This is a genomic window from Bradyrhizobium sp. USDA 376 (assembly GCF_054063675.1).
Map to the genome: position 1 here is coordinate 9,172,140 of NZ_JBSSGN010000001.1, position 17,134 is coordinate 9,189,273.

Below are 17,134 nucleotides of genomic sequence, written 5' to 3' on the forward strand. Positions count from 1 at the left end.
GACCGGGCCGCGCGCATCGATTTTGAGGCATTCAACTTTCGGCCTGTACTGACCACGTTTGGTTTGAAATCTCACGATCTGCCCTAGTGATTCTTCGTTCCGCGGTACACAACACAGGCCTCTCCGAATGCTTTGAAGAGTTGCTTGCCGAGGAGATCGGTTGAGACGTGCCATTCGGGGTGCCATTGCACCCCGATTTGCAGCGTCGGCGCGCCAATCACCGAAGCCGCCTCAACAAGACCGTCAGGCGCCCACGCCTCCCGCCTCAGCGCCGGGGCAAGCGCCTCGATGCCTTGATTGTGCAGCGAGTTGACTTGGGCTTCGATCGTCCGGGCGATTGGGAAGAGCGCGCCGTCGGAAGATATCCTGACGCTGTGCGCGGCATCGTACTGACGGTCCCTGGGACGGTCTGGCTTCTCGGCATGCATAGCACCGCTTTCGAGGCTCCACTCCGCAAGCGATGGGCGGAGTGTGCCGCCGAAATAGACGTTGAGCTCCTGAAGCCCACGGCAGATGCCCAAAATAGGCATTCCGAGCGCGATGGCGCTCTGTATGGCTACGGCAGAAAGCCGGTCCCTAGGACGGTCAAGGATCCCAGCCTCAACGTCCCGATCAGGATCAACTAAGGATGCAGGCGCTGACAGGACGGCGGGGTCGACGTTCGATTCATCACCTGTCAAGACCACACCGTCCAGCCGGCGCATGATGGCCGTGGCGAACGCCTCCCCAGCATCTTCCGCGTCGACGGTCGGCAATACGACGCAAGCAACTCCCCCATGACGATGGAGTGCCTGCACGTACTTACGGCGTAACCAGTCGCGATGCACACCGTCGACCAGAAGACGGTTCGAAGTGACGCCGACAACGGCTCGCGCGCGCTCGGGCTGTTGCAGACTCACGCCACCTGGCCCCGCGTCCGGACGGCGGCAACGGACTGCTCATACAGCCGTCGATTTCGCTCTTTCAACTGACTTATGACGCTAGGCTGACCTTGAGGTCCCTTGACAAAGAGCCCGCCCCAAGTCGCGGCGACCTTCGCGTAGTTCGGATCCTGCATTCGGATTTTCTGAGCCTTGCGCAACAGCCAAAACGGGATACCGGGCGAAAGGTGGTGCTCAAGGTGGTACTCATCCAGATTCTGCCCAAGAATGGCTCGCTCGAGGAAGCTTCCCTTCCGATTTCTGGTGAGATAGACGTTCTGCGTCTCGGTTTCGCACATTGGCGAGTGCTCGGCGAGTTCGACGAACCAGCCGAGGACCTGAAATGTGGTGAGATAGGGCACGATCCAGAACAGGACGACAATATGGAGCAGCCCAAGAACATATGACCCGGCCAAGATGCTGATCCAGAAGAGATAGAAGCCATACCTGTCAATCAGTATGCCTGAGCGGCTCTGATCCTCGGTATCTTCGACCGAAAACCGGTTGGTCCAGAGATACTTCAGATAGGCCACTGTCGCGCCGCCGAAGATCGGCTTCCAGATGATGTTGAAAGCGTATCTCTCTGGACGCTGCACGTCATAAACGCCGCTGGCCAGGAAAAACTTCAGGTCGGGATCCTTGTCGGGGTCGCCGAGATAGGGATGATGCAAGTAGACATGTGAGATCCGATAGGCCCAGTGTCGCTGGAACAAGGGATAGGAGGCGAACAGAATGCCAAGAACATAATTCCAGGTGGTGTTCTTCGCGAGCGTGCGGTGAGCTGCATCGTGAGCGATGGTTGTCAATCCGCGCTGATAGGCACCAATCAGGAGAACGGCCAGCGGGTAGAGCCACCACGAAACAGACACGGTCGCAAGCGTGCACGCTGCGATAACAGCGTAATCTTTCGCAATGTAGGCGGCCCCTGTGATGTTGTCGGGCCTTAGCTCCGAAAGTTGCTTATTGATCTCCCGGCTGAATTGAACGGCCTCATAGCGTGATGACCTCAGTTTCCAAGCGTCTGCCTGATTCATGAGAACCTCTTCCTAATTGCCTTGCAGGTTGTCAGATTGCGGAAAGCGCCTTGTCCAGATCGCGCAAGATGTCATTGACATCTTCGATGCCGACACAAAGCCGGATTGAGCCGCCAAATATGCCGGCGGCTTCGCGCTTTTCCCGCGGGACGGTGGTGTGAGTCGTCGAGACAGGATGAGTCACGAGCGTGCGGGCGTCTCCCACATTGGAAACGTGATACATCAAGTCAATGTTCTGGATGAACTTTCGCCCGGCCAGTTCGTCTTCCACCTCGAACATGACCATCGCCCCGTGTCCATATGCGGTGTTGAGTGTCTGTTCGACGATTTCCCGATCGGCGCCTTCGAAGAGACCCGGGTAAAACACCCGACGCACTTTTGGATGCTCCTTTAGAACTCCAGCCACGATCCTGGCATTGGCGCAGTGCTGCTTCATGCGAAGCGGCAGCGTTTCAAGCCCTTGGATCAGTTGAAAGCTCGCAAACGGGGAGATGGCTGCACCGGTATCGCGTAACCAGGTCATGCGAGCCTTGAGGAGAAACTCGCTCTTTCCTAGGGTCCAGACTCAATTGAGCCAATATGCGACGAGAGCGGCGAGATGAACAGCGGCCAAAAAATTACGGGCGAGCTTGTCATATCGCGTGGCGATGCGCCGGAAGTCCTTGAGCCTGCAAAAGCAGCGTTCGATGACATTTCGTCCTTTGTAGGCGCGTTTGTTGAAGCGATGGATGACGACACGGTTAGATTTATTGGGGATTACGGGCTTGGCGCCGCGACGAATGATTGCGCCGCGAAGCTTGTCGCCATCATACCCTTTGTCGGCGAGGAGCACGCTCATGGGTGGCGCGAGCGCCAGGACATCGGGAGCCGCAGCGATATCGGCATCCTGGCCTGGAGTCAGATGCAGGACGACCGGCCGGCAGAGCGGATCGCTCAGCGCATGGATTTTTGTCGTGCGGCCTCCGCGCGAGCGGCCGATTGCTTGATTGTGCTCCCCCCTTTTCCGCCGGAGGCACACCGGTGAGCTTTAATCGAGGTCGAGTCGAGCGACAGTACGACGCCGTCTTCGCCAGGCTTGGCCAGCGCTTCGAAGATTGCGCACCATCGTCCTCGCTTGGCCCAGCGATTGAAGCGATTGTAGATCGTCGTGTAAGGGCCGTATTCACGTGGACAATCACGCCATCGTGCACCCGATTGCAGCATGTGAATGATGCCGCTGACGATGCGTCGGTCGTCGTCCCGATCCGGCCCCGTCAGTCCCCTCGGCAGATGCGGTTCGATACGCGCCCATTGCCTGTCGTTCAGCCAAAACAAACCAGCGCGCATTCTCTCGCCCCCGAATCAACACGTAGGCAAGAGAATCACGTGGCGCTATTTAGGTACAGACCCTAGGTCATCGACATCGCGCACGGCGTTGTGCCAGACAATTCCGCCATGCGCTTCGTCGGGACCATTGAACAAGGGGAAGCGAGAAGCTCCGCGATAGCTAAATTTACCGCTGTCAACGATTAGTCCGCCGAGGGTCGTGCCGTGGCCGGAGATATATTTTGTTGCAGAGTACGTTGTAACTGCAGCGCCCAGGTCTGACGGCCGGCATATCAGCGGCGTAGTCGTGTTGTCTACGACCAGAGGCACGCCGTACCTCCGGCCGATCTCCGCAAGCTGTTTAACGGGAAGCGGAATCAGACAGGGATTCGATATTACCTCTCCGAACAGGCAGATGGTGCGATCATCGATCGCTCGCTCGAACGTCTCGGGCCTTCGAGGATCTGCTGTCCTCACGCTGATTCCCAAACGCTTTAGGGTGTTGTGGAGCAGGTTCCAGGTATTGCCATATAGATATGGAGAGGCAACGACATTGTCCCCTACTTCGCCACTTGAAAGATTGACGATAGCAAGGAACGTCGCCGCTTGACCTGACGCAACGGCGAGCGAGTCGCTGCCCATATCGACAGCGGCGTAGCGCTTCTCGAGCGCGCGGGTCGTGGGATTGATAATCCTCGTGTAGGTGAACCCATCGGCCTTGACGTTGTAGACGTCCGCGATGTGGTTGAGATCGCCATCGAGTTCATAAGCTGTATTCTGGTAGATCGGCACTGCGACGGCTTTCGTCACCGGGTCGCGCCGATAACCCGCATGCAGAACAGCAGTCTCGGCGGAAAACGGCAGCTGCCGGTCTCCAACTGCCTGAGCCGGCATCTTTACGCGCGCGGCATATGCCTCTTGGTCCGGCGCCGGCCTTGCTGACCGGGCCTGACCGGACCGGAAATATGAACGAAAAGCGCATCCCAACCGCTCAATCCAGCTGGATTGGATTTCCCCAATGCAACCGACGCGAAAGCTTCGCGTCGCAAGGTGCAGCTTCGAGTAGACGTAAAGATTGTGGGCCGCCAAGTGGCGATACAGCCCATCGAATCCTTCCTGGTCTACTATGCCGGGCGGCGCACTGAACGCAACGCAGACCGGCGACTGCAACTCGGGGGACAGCAGCGGAGACACTGTCCCTTCGAGTTCCTTGATGAGGTCGTCTCTGACCTTCTCGTACCGGAAGCGTCTGGCATCAATGCTCTCCTCATGCAGAATCTTCAAAGCCATTGTCGTTGCCTGAACGATGTGGGTGGGAGGGGTCGACCGCCACTCACCCGTGCGCTCGAGCGAGCGCCATTGATCTCTCACATCGAGCACAAACGATCTCGGTTCTTGAGCCGCATTCTCCAGCAGCTCGCGCGACGCAATTACAAACGCTACTCCCGGCGGCCCTTCTATGCATTTGTTGCTCGATGTGACCAGTACGTCTGGTCCACGCTGGCTCAGATCGATATTGAGAGCGCCGAAGGAACTCATTCCATCAACGATGGTTTTTACGCCACAACGCCTCGCCTCTTCCACGATCTCTTGCAGAGGGTTGACGATTCCGGTTGTCGTCTCACAATGCACGAAACACAGGTGCGTAACGCCAGGATTTCGGCTCAGATACTCGCCGATTTCTTGCGGATCCAAAGGATCGGTTGCGCGCTTGACGAGCTTCAGCGCTTCGACCCCCCACAGCCGCAAAATTTGTAGAACACGCTCGCCATAGATGCCGTTTACGCAGACGAGCGGCCTGTCGGCTCGGGACACAAATGAAGAGAGGGCAGCCTCCATTGCAAAGGAGCCCCCTCCTTGAATGGGCACCACCGAATAGTCCTTAGCGTTTCCCAGCAAGTTGAGCATCAGCCGCCTCATGCAGGCGGTCACCTCCTTGAACTCGTCATCGCGAGATGCGAGATCAAGCTGCATCTGGCTCTTCACCGCCAACGATAGCGACAATGGACCAGGCGTCAGCAAAGAGCGCTGTCTTGTCAAACCATTCCTCCTACATTGTGTTCGTCGATGACCTGCCGTACGCGCGCCATCGCCCCGGAGGCGCGCGTATGCCTTCCTCATCGATAGCTTCGAATGAAGCGCCTTGAAACGCGGTCTCGTTTCGCGTCGACCGCTCCAAAAGGCCGCCGGATGACAACCTTCAATTTCTCATTGCGGATGGAGAGCAATCCTTCACAAAGCTCCCCGTTGATGCGTTTCAGACCTCCCAGATAGCCTTTTTGCGCTGAACGCTCGGGCGCAAGTGGGCGCCGACGCTCGCTCTCATCCAACTGTCACGCATGTGCAGGCTTGGGCGTGGTCGCCTCTGGCGCTATGAGGCGCCGGTCGGCCGGCGGTCTACCTGTAAGACTGCCCAGTCAGGCAAGCTTTGCCGCCAGAAAGGCGATGCAGCCTAGATCGTCGCGCCCGGACGATAGGCAGGCACACTCGATAGTCTTCGTTCGCAGCGGGTGTCCAATGCGTTTGCTTGGGACTTGATACATTTTCACTCCGTCGCTCGTGGAGGGATTGGGACGCACATGGCTGTCTGGGCGAGCTCGAAGATCGTACAACTTGACGTTACGGGCGTTTCAACCCTCTCCGGAATTTTTCTCGCGGGACTTTTTCCTCACGTACTCCCGTTTGGCAGCGACAAGTCGACGCAAGCAGCGGAGTACGAGGGATTCACAGCGAGGTTCAATAGTTTGAACGTTAGATCTGGATCGAGCGTGAGTATTCCGCGTGCGAGCGCGATTCTGCGGCGAAATGACGGGATCGTTCCGTTTACGTGCAATCCGGCCAAAAGAGCCATATGGAGGTACGAAGCTTCTCGGCAGCCCGGGCGAGATCCTACTGGATGCTGTGCATGACGGTTTAAACCTTCCGCCATAGCTGTTGTGTCACGTCATTGCGCTCGCAATGGAGCGGCGTTGGCAGCCCGCGGCGAGCCACACTTGATGGCGATCCAGCGATCTTGGATGCTTGCGCGAGCAGGAATCAGTTCGACACCTTTTGGCGAGCGGCCTTGTGACACAACATGTCGCCTCGATTTGCCGGGAGTACGTCGAGCCAAGTCCAATGAAGTTGCGCGCTTTATCTTGGAAGCGATTCCTGGGCTTTCAGCATCTCAGTTACTTAACGCCGCTTCGCCGCGGGACGTCTCACCGAGCGATATGGCGGCGGTGAGCGTGCGGTTTTACGGCGGTTCCAAGGCGTGGGCGGCGAGCAAAAGTTGCCGGCATCCCAGCGCTCGTTGCGCGCAACTACCTCGCCGATGAGGCACTCTGGTTGGACGACGGTCGCACTTCGTACTTGTCCTGCTCTCTCCTCTGCAGGCCGGCTCGTTGATGCGAGCTCGCGTCCGACGTGGTCTACGGGCGCGGTCGAGCACGCCAGCGGTTGACCAGAGCGGATCATCAAGTGATCATCTCTGTCGCTTGCCAAGGATGAGCTTCGCTTCCTTTTCGGCTGCGCCTATGGCGCCTTCATGGCGATCAACCAGGAAAGGCGGAACGGAGCATGACCCGAACACGCGGCGGGGCTTCGTAGCTCAGGATGGCGCATGTTCGTGACAGCATTGCCTCGCGATGCGAAGGTACAGGCCTACGCCGAAGGTATTCGCCGACGAGCGGCGGCCAAAAAGGGAAGAAAGCTTGCCAGACGTTACCATCGCCAGCGTCCTTAGGAGATGCTGAGGATCTGCTCAAGCCGCGGGACCTCCCCTCGCAACGTCTCGATAGCCACGTCTCGGTTCTCCGAAATGTTCAAAGCAGTGTGGACCGGCTCTCCAGCGTAAGATGAGCCGGGCAATCCTCCCGCATTGGTACTTCGCATATCCCACCAGGTGCGGAATATACGGCGATAGGGTTCAGTTACCTCCCGCCCCCTGTCTAGAACTCCGGATTTCTGGGCATGCAGCAGTTCCTGCTCATATCCGAGTTCCAGCAAAAGCTCGGCACCGACCAGATCGGTCACGGTTTGCATCTCCTCGACGCACAATTGAGATTGCCGTGATTTGACTGAGCTTCCGTGGATGGCGTTTCGTTCCACGTTTTTTCGATCCCCAAAGCTGCTGGCTTGAAGATAATCTGCTCGTCCTATGCTAGCCGATGCGACGCCATCTGGATCACAGCCGAGCCCTGTCAGTACACGTTGGATTTCCTCGTCCGGACGCGCCACGAGCAGTTCGTATTGCACCAAATGGGCCTGCGGGCGAGTACGTTGCTCGGCGAGCCTAGGAAGACCCAAAACCAAATCGGGGAGTGAAGATATTATGCCATCGGGCAGACGAAGCATGAGATCAGTGAGACTGGAAACGCTGACCGGCTGCGAGCTGTCTGCCCGCCATGGAATCCCAGGTCGATTTCAATGAAGCGGCGATGGCGTAGGGATTGCGCATCAGAAGGATGTGTGGCGCTTCTGGATAGACGGATTCAACAAAGTCAAGGACCGTCCATAGCGTGGTGTCTTATCTATGATGATGCGCTTACCCGCTTCTGCCAGATACTGATCGTATGCTGCTTCTGCAAAAGCGCGGCTAACGATCGCGCGGTCTATCCGTCCTAAGAATTCGGAGGTTGCGGCCTCAATCAGTGCGCTGCCCCCCGGATGGCGCCGATCCACCTTGCCAAACGCCTCGAGCGCCAACATTAACCAGGGTTCAGGCGGAGCCACAATGTCTGGATGGAGCTTCAGCAAATGAGCCAGGAGTGTGGTCCCAGATCGTGGAAGACCGAGAGAAAGCACACTCAGGTGAACGACCAAAACGTCCGCTTATCGTCAGGCGCTCGTGCTGGGCACGCGCCCCCCTGTCGGCGCTAGCTCGATTGGGCGAAGCAAAGCGAGCCGCCCGATCGCATGAGGACCAACAGCTTGCGTACAAAGCGACGAAACGACAGAATTTTGGCTGCTACTCATGACCTAAGACCCATTCACTTTGATCGGGCGGGATCACAGAAGGGTAACTGCAATCGCGCCTCCGATTGCTCGACCAATAGAACGAAATTAAGCAACTGCTCAATTGCAGCAAGATTGACTCGGATGTAGGAAGGTTGGAAAGAACTATACGGACGTTTGCCGAAGACCGCGCGAGCACATGGCAGGTTGCTACGTATGTAAATGCGACTGCACCTCGCTGATTCTCGGCATACTCCAAGACATTTCGGGATATGAGCGGAGTGCTGCAAAGAATCAGGTCATATCGCGGGGGTCACACTTGAGTGAGCGCCGCGGCTAGCCGGTCAACACATTGGATTATAGCTCCGGCCAACTTTCTTTCGACAAGCGCAATCGTCCAAGCCGCACGAAGTATTTGGGTTAGCGGATCCGCAACGTCGCTCTTCCCCTGACAGGGGCTAAGGAGGCTGAATGACGGACCTGATCCAACATGCCACGGGATAACGCGATCAGCAAGCGCGCTTGGCCGCGTCTCTACTCACGAAGACGAGATTTTTCCGCCGTTCATGTGGAACATCCTTGGTAGGGCTACGAGCAAGACAATGTCTTCAATGCCGATTATGAATCACGACCGGACATAACCTTTTAGACCAACACTTTCTAACAAAGTCCATCAATGAGGATGCTGGAGCCCCACCGCCACATTGAAACGCCATCCAAAAAACCCCTCAGCGCGAATCGGCAAACCCAATTTGCTAGAGAACCTTCTATGGGCACTGAGGGCGGCCTGCGAGCCGCCCTACCGTGCAAGTACCAGCGCGGCCCAAGCTACCGCTGATGTCCGAGTCCGATTCCAAGATTTAAGGCCTTCTGGCGGAGCGCACCGACACTGCGTTTGGTCATCTTTGCTATTTTTATCACCGGGGTCCTGGCCTTCGAGTGGACTTTGAGCTCCTTGATATCTGCCTTCGTCCATTCGCGCCGCTTAACGCTTTTCTTAGTTGCTTTCTTCACGATGAATGCTCCTTTTTAGCGGAGCGGCTTGTAACTGCGGATTTCACGGATCGTGAGCATCGATTTCGCGCGATCGTGAGCACTGAATTCAGACGATCGTGAGCAGCCCGCTACGGCCGATGGGAGATAGAGTCAGTGTTCTGGTTGGCCGTCAAGGGTGATGGTTTTGGCGCTGCGTTTTCGCATGCTTTCTCCGGTGAGCTGGAGGCGGTGGGCGTTGTGGACGAGGCGATCGAGAATGGCGTCGGCGACCGTGGGGTCCCCAATGGCTCCATGCCAGGTGTCCACGGGGAGCTGACTTGTGACGATGGTGGATGCGCGGCCATGGCGGTCCTCGAGGATTTCGAGCAGATCGCGGCGTTCCGCGGCGGTGAGCACCGATAGTCCCCAATCATCCAAAATCAGAAGCTGAGCGCGGCCGAGGCTTTTGAGGAGCCGAGCGTAACGTCCGTCTCCGCGCGCGAGCGCGAGCGCCTCGAACAGCCTTGGAACGCGATGATAGAGGACTGATCGGTTGTCGCGGCAGGCCTTGTGGCCGAGCGCGCAGGCTAACCAACTTTTGCCCAGGCCGGTTGCCCCGGTGACGAGCAAATTCTCGTGGCGATCGATCCAGCGACCTTCGACGAGTTTGGCGAAAACGGCGCGGTCGATGCCCCGCGGGGTGCGCAGATCGACGTCCTCGACGCAAGCAGTCTGGCGCAGTGCGGCGATCTTGAGGCGCGTGGTGAGCCGCCTGGTGTCGCGTTCGGCGGCTTCGCGGTCGACCAACAGGCCGATGCGATCTTCGAACGGCAGGGCTTCGAGATCGGGCGATCGGCGCTGCTCCTCGAAGGCCTTGGCCATTCCGGTCAGGCCAAGCTCGATCAGCCGTTCGTGGGTTGGGTGGTTAAGCATGCCGGGTCTCTCCTTGCTTCAGTGGAAGTAGTCGCGTCCGCGGATGTTGCCGTGGCGCAGGGGCTGGTGCTCGAAAGATTCGTCGAAGAACGTGCGATCGAGGCCGTTCTGGAGGATCGATCTAATCGAGGCGACGGAGCGCGCCTTGATGAGGATGCCCCTCCGGCAGGCTGCGTCGAGGCGTTCGGCGCCGTAGCTTTTGACGAGCGCCAGAATGCCAAGGCAGGTTCGAAAGCCTTGTTCTGGATGGGGCCGGGCGTCGATCACGGCCTGGAAAAACGCTGCTGTCGAAGGACCGATCCGCTCGCCGGCGGCGATCACCGCGGCGGGGGTCCATTTGCCGTAGCGGCGATGGGCGCTGGGCATGTGGTCGGCGATGGTGGTGTGTCCGCGTCGGTTGGGCGCGCGGGCATGGCTGGCGATCCGCTGGCCCTTGTGGAAGATCTCGACCGTCCGATCGTCGATACGGGCATCGACCAGCTCGCCAATCAGACGATACGGCGCGGAGTACCAATGGCCGTCGACCTCGACATGATAATCGGGAGCGAGGCGGCAGCGCTTCCAGCGTGCGAAGGCATAAGGCTGATCTGGCAGCGGGGTTAGCTTGGGTTTGTCGAGTTCGGCAAACAGTTCGGCGCGGCTTGAGCCGAAGCCACGCATTTGACGAGCATTGAGTTCGTCGACGAGTGTCTTGATGGCGGCGTTGAGCTCGGCCCGGGAAAAGAAGCGCTGATTGCGCAGCCGGGCCAGAATCCAGCGCTGGGCGATTTGCACCGCGACCTCGACCTTCGCCTTGTCTTTTGGGCGCCGCGGCCGTGCGGCGAGAATGGCCGTGCCGTAATGGCTCGCCATCTCGGCATAAGTGCGATTGAGGCCGGGATCGTAGCGGTCGGGGTTGCTGACGGCGGCTTTGAGGTTGTCGCAGACCACGAACGTCGGCGTTCCGCTCAAAAACGTGAACAAGTTGACGTGGGCCCGGATCCAGTCGGCCAAGCTCTCGCTGGGGCAGGCCTCGGCGTAGGTGTAGTTCGAAGCGCCCATCGCCGCGACGAACAGCTTCATCGGCTGCACTTCCCCGGTCAGGGGATCGACGATGTCGATGGTGTCGCCGGCGAAATCCACGAACACCTTCTCGCCGCCCAGATGAATCTGCCGCATCGAAGGTCGGACCCGCCCCTTCCAGGCCTCGTAGGTAGTGCAGAACCACGTGTACCCGAAACCGTCGGGATTAACGGCGCGATACTCCTCCCAGAGCAGGCGACGGGTTACGTTGCGCCGGCGGAGCTCTTTATCGATGTAGCTCCAGTCGGGCACCGGCCGCTGCGGGCTCTGAGACGCTGGTCGTGGGGCCGGGAAAAGCAAAAGCTCCAGGTCTTCATCGGTCATTCCCTCCGGAAGCGGCCAGCTCAACCCAGCAGAGCGGGCGCGGCTCAGGTAGCTGTGCACAACGCCGTTGCTGACGCCCACGCTCCGCGCGATGGCCCGCTCTGGCAGGCCTTGAAAATGTTTTAACCGAAGGACTTCCTTGATCCGGCGCATCGACAATCTCTGGGTAGGCATTGGACTTCCTCGTTAACCACGAGGTCATCCCTAAGCCGGTTGAGTTGTCGGCCGAAGCGCTGCAAGGCTCCGAAAGCCTTGCTCACGATCCCGCGAAATCGTTGCTCACGATCGTCTGAAATCTCTGCTCACGATCCCCTGAAATCCGCGCTCACGATCCCGCGAAACGCGCATTGTAACATAGTTTTCTCGGCGCGACGACGGTAAAAAAATAGACAATATTATAGGACATCGCGCCAAGTGTAAGCTTTGGCATGTCTTCCGAAGCGAGGTGTCTGCACTGTTGCAGCTGCGCAATTGTAAACTTCATACGCACGTCGCGTTCTGATAGCGTTCCAATCGACGCCTTTATATCCGGAGCTAAACAACCGACACGCTCTCGAATAAGCGAGAGCCAAATCGCGATAGAGATCAACAGGTCCAAATAAGGAGGTGCGCCCAGAGAACGGAAAGATGTTGTGTCTCCGCGATATTGCTTAGAGAGGTGGCTGACGAGAATGATTAAAGGCACACTCACCTTTGATCACGCGCTCTTTGTCAAGTTCGCTTTTGGTCGTATTCAACTCGCGCAAAGAGCGCCGCCGCTTGATGGCCTCGACTGAAGTGGTAGGTTATTGGTGAAGTTCACGCGCGCCGCGCCTCACATCCAAAATGCTCATATGTCGAGCTCGTTCTCCGAGTGCAGCCCGCTGCCAGTGATGCCCTCAATTCCAGTGCAAGATCATCATGCCCAATTTTCGGGATAAGAAATTTGCTGAAAATCCAGCACGACTGGCGTCCACCGCCGATCAGGACACCACAGGCGTAGACCGCTTAAAGACGAGCAGAGACCTTCGTCGGCTGCCTTCGCCAACCAATACATGGGGTTCTTGGTCCCCTTCTCGTATTTGACCCGGATGCCTTCCGGGAAATCAGTTTAGCCGACCGTCTCGATGACACTGATGTGCACGAAGAGGCCAAATCCTTCGTCCCTCAGGTCAATATCTTTGGTCGCGTTCAACGACTCCACAACACTGATTACAACGACACTGTTTCTAGATTGAACTTCGCAATCCAGTCGAACTGCATCACCACCAGCAAGGGTTCAAGCGGCTTTCCTCCACGTCGACATCGGTTTACGTCGGCTCAATCGCATGCCGTGGGACGCTTTCTGCCCGTGTTCGCTTCCAGCCGAGAAACCAAAGGGAGCGGCAGCTCAGCTTTCGGCTCTTGCGCGATCTCTCGCTCAACCTGCGCCTGCATAGTACCCCGATCTAAGTTTTCGAGCGCCTCAAGTACTCTCTTCCCTCTTCGGTGATAATCCAGCACCCGGCCTTCCGCTCGATCAGCTTTTGGCCGAAAACATCGAGTGGGGTCGCGCGGCTCGCAATCCGCTTCATACGGTCCGTCCACTCCGGGCCGCTGCTAAAATAGATAGCCAAATGCTGCTTAACGACTTCGATACTCGCCAGACCGTGCGGCTGCAGGCGAGTATCTTCAGTATCGACAACTGAAAACTCGCGCACGCCATCGACTTAAGGAAAAGCCCATATTACATATTTTGAGGTAAGCTCCAGAGCTGCGAGCCGCTTTTCAAAAGAGAGCTTCCTCCTAAAGCCGATTGCACGACACCCGCCTGCCGTCGCCGCGGTAAGCAACGCTTTTCGACTGCATCTTGCCAGGACTCTTCCGAAGAACGGTTCAGCATTAGATAGCTGCGTTGACTAGGAGCGTGAGGTGGTCTCGACTGCCGACTTCGACCGACTTGAGATCAAACGACGTCGGTAGTAGCCACGCCGTTGTACATCCTGACGAATGACGTCGCTCACGAAACGAACCGCCCGCTTCTTTCGTTTCCAATTCCCGCCCAATCCCGCGGGGATCGCAAAGCCTCTCGGCACGACCAAAAGATCGTTTCTTTGGTTCAAATAGATATCGAACATGTGGTGGCTCTTTTTCGCACAAGCGTAGATCGGCTGTTCACCGATCTGGTGACATCGAAGCAACAGTTTCCTTTAAGTCACTGGACGATCAAATGACATTCAAAAGCTCCCGTCCTGATAAGGGAAGACGGTCACGCGCACAATGGTGCCGCAAGATGTGAGCGTGTGCACGTCCCGACTTACGGCGCCCGGAGAGGCACCCGTCAATGTCGACCTCAAACGCGGCGGAGAGTCTATCTAGGTGGCTCAACTACGGCAATGCCAGCCTACGCTACGATTTTTCTCCCAACTAGCTGATGCAGCATAAGCTTTGCCAGGTATGAGGCTCCCAAAGCAGCGGCTTAGCAGATCGTTGCCCGGAAAGCAGACGATCGTCGGTACTAGCTGAAGTAATCCTCCGGCCCGCCTTCGCGAACCGTGTCGAGAGTAACGCAATGGAACCCACCGCCGAAGATCCGTCTATGGCGGCGCCGAACCGGGACAACCTGAAAGCTGAACTGTTCAAGGATCCGAGCCAGCTCGGGGCAGGCGTCGTTGACTAAGACGACGTCAGGAGCGACCGAGAGGACGTTGACATCAATGTAAAGACTGGACAACAGCAGATCGTCGTCGTTGTAAGCCGGAAAACTATTTTTGGTTGGCTCGGGCGCTACTATCATGTCCCAGTTGCGCATTGCTTCTGGCAAATAGTCCGCCACCTCGCGAGACCGCACGAGCAGCGGCCCCGGCGCAAGCGCTATGACCATACTATCAATATGGCTATCGCAGAGCTTGTAGGCACGGTGGATCCGAAATCGTCCTTGCAAATGGCGCTCAAGCCAATCACATGGCATCGCGTGATTCTTGGTAGCGATATTTACGACGAGGTCGCGTCCAACACGCAAACACTGCGCACCGTCCCACATCATCTCGAGGCCAACGTCATAGGGATGTGTTCCGGGATGGTGGATCGGTTCCGTTGGACCACCGGTCGTTGACAGGGCGTAGGAGCGGTCAAATGAACGGTTAGTCATCAACGGGCGCGGCATCACTGACCATCGCGCGCCTCGGTCGAAATAGGACGCGAAGATTGGCTTGAGAAATTGCGTCTCGAAGTATCGTGAGCGGAGCATAGGAGGGGTCTCGATCAATTCGTCTCCAACCACTAACGCTATGTCGCGGACATTGAGCGGCGGCACGACTGCGGCCAACCAAGCAAGGGTGCGAACCTCCACGGTGGACGCATCGAGTGTCATCGGTCGATGCACGGTCACGTTAAGCTTCCGCAACGTGTTCACAATTCCTTCGACGTCCTCATTCAGTTCGTCCAGGTAGCGGTCCTTGATCCGATGGCGGACCCGCGTGCCAGCTTGTGTGCCCGCTGCCGCAGAGGACAGACGCGGAGCAGCGCGATCGTCTGTTCTCTACCCACTGGGATGATCCCGCCTTGGCCGGCTGGTCAGATGCGCTCTACACCATTGCCGGATACGTGCTCTACACCACGAATTCAACCTATCTGACCTGGCAGGTTCGCCGGCGGATGACGTATTTGCCGTCCCTTCGGGATTCCATATACGGCTGCCGGCGTGGTTCAAATTGTATAATTGGAACGTTTGCCACAGTAAGGCTACCGCACGGAATGGCAGCGGGCGGAAGTAAGGCTGATGCGGAGCACCGCTGCCAAGGTTCGAAGTGGACGCCGGTCACTGTAAAAGGGCAAAGTCTCATCCGATTGAAACGCGGAGCCGGACACAATGTCGTAGGCATGCTCGACGAACACGTCGTCGCGCCGGATGCCATAGCCGAAGAATACCATGACTGGCGAGGACGCCGGTGAATGTCACGGGCGTGAACTGAGAGCATTGGCCGGAGTTGAAGACCTTAAACTTCCTTGGAAACCCGGAAAGTGCGACGCCCTTGCAACTCAGGAGAGCTCGTCCTCGCGGAATGCTCGAAGATGATGTGGACGGATTGGCTCATGCAGGCGGTGTTCGAAGCTCCAGTACATCGGCGAAGATTGTCCAATCGCGGACCCGCCTTTGCCGGCAGAAATCGGTCTCCGCCTGCTGAGCAGCAGCACTCAGCGAGGCGGCATCGACCTTGAATGCTGCCTGGCACGCACGATGCTCGCCGCCGGCATCGTCGCAAACGATCTTCATAAACCGGACGCTAAATGAAGGCATGCCCCCTCTCTTTGTGTGGTTTGCTTATCCACTATTCTGCCATTCGCGCGGGGAGTATTTGATTTGCCTCAAGGAGCATCCCAAGAGGTCTGTCTGATCCTCCGAAGATAGGCCAAGAAAGTCCGCCGTGAACTTTACGAGTTGTCCGCGATAGTCTTGTGAACGACTGCCGCAAGTGCAGGCTTATCGCGGGCTGATTTCTGCCATGCGCCGGCGGCTATGCGCGCAAGCGATCGCTGGGCACCAAGAACCCCGAACTTGCATCGGCGGTCCACCTGAAGACGCGATTGCAGAAGCCGCTCATCACGCTTGTCCTAGCCCACGTTTCGATAAGCCCGGTCCAGGACTTCAGCGCCGGAGCTTAAGGTCTATCAGCGCCCGGCAAGGCCACCGAGTGAAAGGCGAAGCATCAATTGACCGTCGGCGTGCACGGAGCAATGGCGAAAAGTTGTCCTAGCCATGGGCGTGGGTTGCACCTCAATTCAACGCGTTGGTCTGTTGCAGAGAACGCGAGGCGCTGGCTGAAGCGCGAGTTCGGAACATGTCGACGAGCGTCTGCGGCTGGTAGCGGTCACGAGCCTCCGATCCCGGACGCGCACAACTTTTTGACAAGCATCAATGCTGCAGCGGCTGCCTCTGATAGAAGTGGTCTTCTAGTAAGGTCAGACGCACGGCGGACCGAAATGCTTGACGCCCATGATGCTTTCTTGCCCGGGTACCCGCTGCCGTTCCTAGGACTGCTACCAGACGCAGCCGCAGCCGCGCGGCGGCCAATGACCGGCCACATGATAAATTGCGCCGACTTGCGACGGCATCTACTTTATCGGCCTGCGGGACGGCCCTGCTATGGGCTCAGAGCGATGCCGCCCATCTAACGGTGTTAAGAAAATGCGCGCGTGAGGGAGGCCCCCCACACACAACCAACACGATGACGCCGGAGGATAAGGAGATGTGTCTCACCAACAAGGGACGTGATATGACAGACGGCCGGACCATTTACCCTGCTCCGGGCCGGATTACTGGAGCTGGAGTCCAGTCTAACTTGTGCAGCACAGCTACAAATATCAACGGCCGAGGCCTTGAGCTGATCCAAATCAATTCGACCAAAGCTCAGATGTCGTTTCGTGGCGCAGATCTAAATATTTCAGTTCGCGAGCGGATCATGTTTCGTCACAACAGCGCATGGCCGATAGCCCTCCGCCGCGGCTGACGCGATCGAGAACGCGGGCCATCCGAACGTTATCGGCTTGGGCCCGTCCGCGCAGAACCCAAGCGATGTGCGCGGTGTTAACAAGGTTATCTGAATTTGTCACCCCGCAGCTATGAACACCGCCCAGCATCTAATGATCTGACATGGGAGCAGCTTGGAAAGGCGCCGCCCTTCGATC

11 protein-coding genes are annotated in these 17,134 nt (G+C 57.7%); all 11 read right to left on the reverse strand.

From position 1 onward, the window contains the following. Nucleotides 1-83: 83 nt before the first annotated feature. Nucleotides 84-899: a gamma-glutamyl-gamma-aminobutyrate hydrolase family protein gene (locus ACVJ19_RS43130; RefSeq protein ID WP_011084876.1), complete on the reverse strand. Its 816-nt coding sequence runs from the start codon at nucleotides 897-899 to the stop codon at nucleotides 84-86. Then, nucleotides 896-1,954 (reverse strand): dhydrorhizobitoxine desaturase, encoded by a 1,059-nt coding sequence (rtxC, locus tag ACVJ19_RS43135; RefSeq protein ID WP_038959893.1) that lies wholly within the window; start codon nucleotides 1,952-1,954, stop codon nucleotides 896-898. The genes ACVJ19_RS43130 and rtxC overlap by 4 nt, the downstream gene beginning before the upstream one ends. Before the next feature lie 31 nt (nucleotides 1,955-1,985). Beyond that, entirely contained in the window at nucleotides 1,986-2,477 is a 492-nt protein-coding gene (locus tag ACVJ19_RS43140; RefSeq protein ID WP_231088513.1) for a PLP-dependent transferase, read from the reverse strand. Between the two features lie 42 nt (nucleotides 2,478-2,519). Next, nucleotides 2,520-3,280, reverse strand: a protein-coding gene (locus ACVJ19_RS43145; RefSeq protein WP_110115815.1) for an IS5-like element ISBj2 family transposase whose coding sequence is annotated in 2 segments (ribosomal slippage) — nucleotides 2,520-2,941 and nucleotides 2,941-3,280 — 762 coding nt in all. Because the reading frame shifts where the segments join, the coding sequence is not laid out codon by codon here. A 45-nt stretch (nucleotides 3,281-3,325) separates the two neighbouring features. Then, the gene (locus ACVJ19_RS43150; protein ID WP_453947767.1) at nucleotides 3,326-5,233 is read right to left on the reverse strand and encodes a 2-aminoethylphosphonate--pyruvate transaminase; all 1,908 of its coding nucleotides are present in this window, start codon (nucleotides 5,231-5,233) and stop codon (nucleotides 3,326-3,328) included. 1,746 nt (nucleotides 5,234-6,979) lie between these two features. Further along, a complete protein-coding gene (locus ACVJ19_RS43155) occupies nucleotides 6,980-7,495 on the reverse strand; it encodes a NoeE-like protein (protein WP_244442032.1) in 516 nt (171 codons plus the stop codon). 201 nt (nucleotides 7,496-7,696) lie between these two features. Next, nucleotides 7,697-8,044, reverse strand: a complete 348-nt coding sequence (locus ACVJ19_RS43160) for a sulfotransferase (RefSeq protein ID WP_011084869.1) — start codon at nucleotides 8,042-8,044, stop codon at nucleotides 7,697-7,699. Between the two features lie 1,296 nt (nucleotides 8,045-9,340). Beyond that, nucleotides 9,341-10,102 (reverse strand): IS21-like element ISFK1 family helper ATPase IstB, encoded by a 762-nt coding sequence (istB, locus tag ACVJ19_RS43165; protein ID WP_011090937.1) that lies wholly within the window; start codon nucleotides 10,100-10,102, stop codon nucleotides 9,341-9,343. A gap of 18 nt (nucleotides 10,103-10,120) precedes the next feature. Further along, the gene (istA, locus tag ACVJ19_RS43170; RefSeq protein WP_060907903.1) at nucleotides 10,121-11,662 is read right to left on the reverse strand and encodes an IS21-like element ISFK1 family transposase; all 1,542 of its coding nucleotides are present in this window, start codon (nucleotides 11,660-11,662) and stop codon (nucleotides 10,121-10,123) included. A 2,302-nt stretch (nucleotides 11,663-13,964) separates the two neighbouring features. Beyond that, complete coding sequence (locus tag ACVJ19_RS43175; RefSeq protein ID WP_197535737.1) at nucleotides 13,965-14,837, reverse strand: glycine amidinotransferase; 873 nt, start codon at nucleotides 14,835-14,837, stop codon at nucleotides 13,965-13,967. Between the two features lie 702 nt (nucleotides 14,838-15,539). Continuing rightward, complete coding sequence (locus ACVJ19_RS43180; protein ID WP_026312600.1) at nucleotides 15,540-15,746, reverse strand: hypothetical protein; 207 nt, start codon at nucleotides 15,744-15,746, stop codon at nucleotides 15,540-15,542. Nucleotides 15,747-17,134: the final 1,388 nt, after the last annotated feature.

Excerpts from the sequence above, each read along its gene's own strand:
- istA (WP_060907903.1), bottom strand. The coding sequence starts at position 11,662 with ATGCCTACCCAGAGATTGTCGATGCGCCGGATCAAGGAAGTCCTTCGG.
- istB (WP_011090937.1), bottom strand. The coding sequence starts at position 10,102 with ATGCTTAACCACCCAACCCACGAACGGCTGATCGAGCTTGGCCTGACC.
- ACVJ19_RS43140 (WP_231088513.1), bottom strand. The coding sequence starts at position 2,477 with ATGACCTGGTTACGCGATACCGGTGCAGCCATCTCCCCGTTTGCGAGC.
- ACVJ19_RS43150 (WP_453947767.1), bottom strand. The coding sequence starts at position 5,233 with ATGCAGCTTGATCTCGCATCTCGCGATGACGAGTTCAAGGAGGTGACC.
- ACVJ19_RS43180 (WP_026312600.1), bottom strand. The coding sequence starts at position 15,746 with ATGCCTTCATTTAGCGTCCGGTTTATGAAGATCGTTTGCGACGATGCC.
- rtxC (WP_038959893.1), bottom strand. The coding sequence starts at position 1,954 with ATGAATCAGGCAGACGCTTGGAAACTGAGGTCATCACGCTATGAGGCC.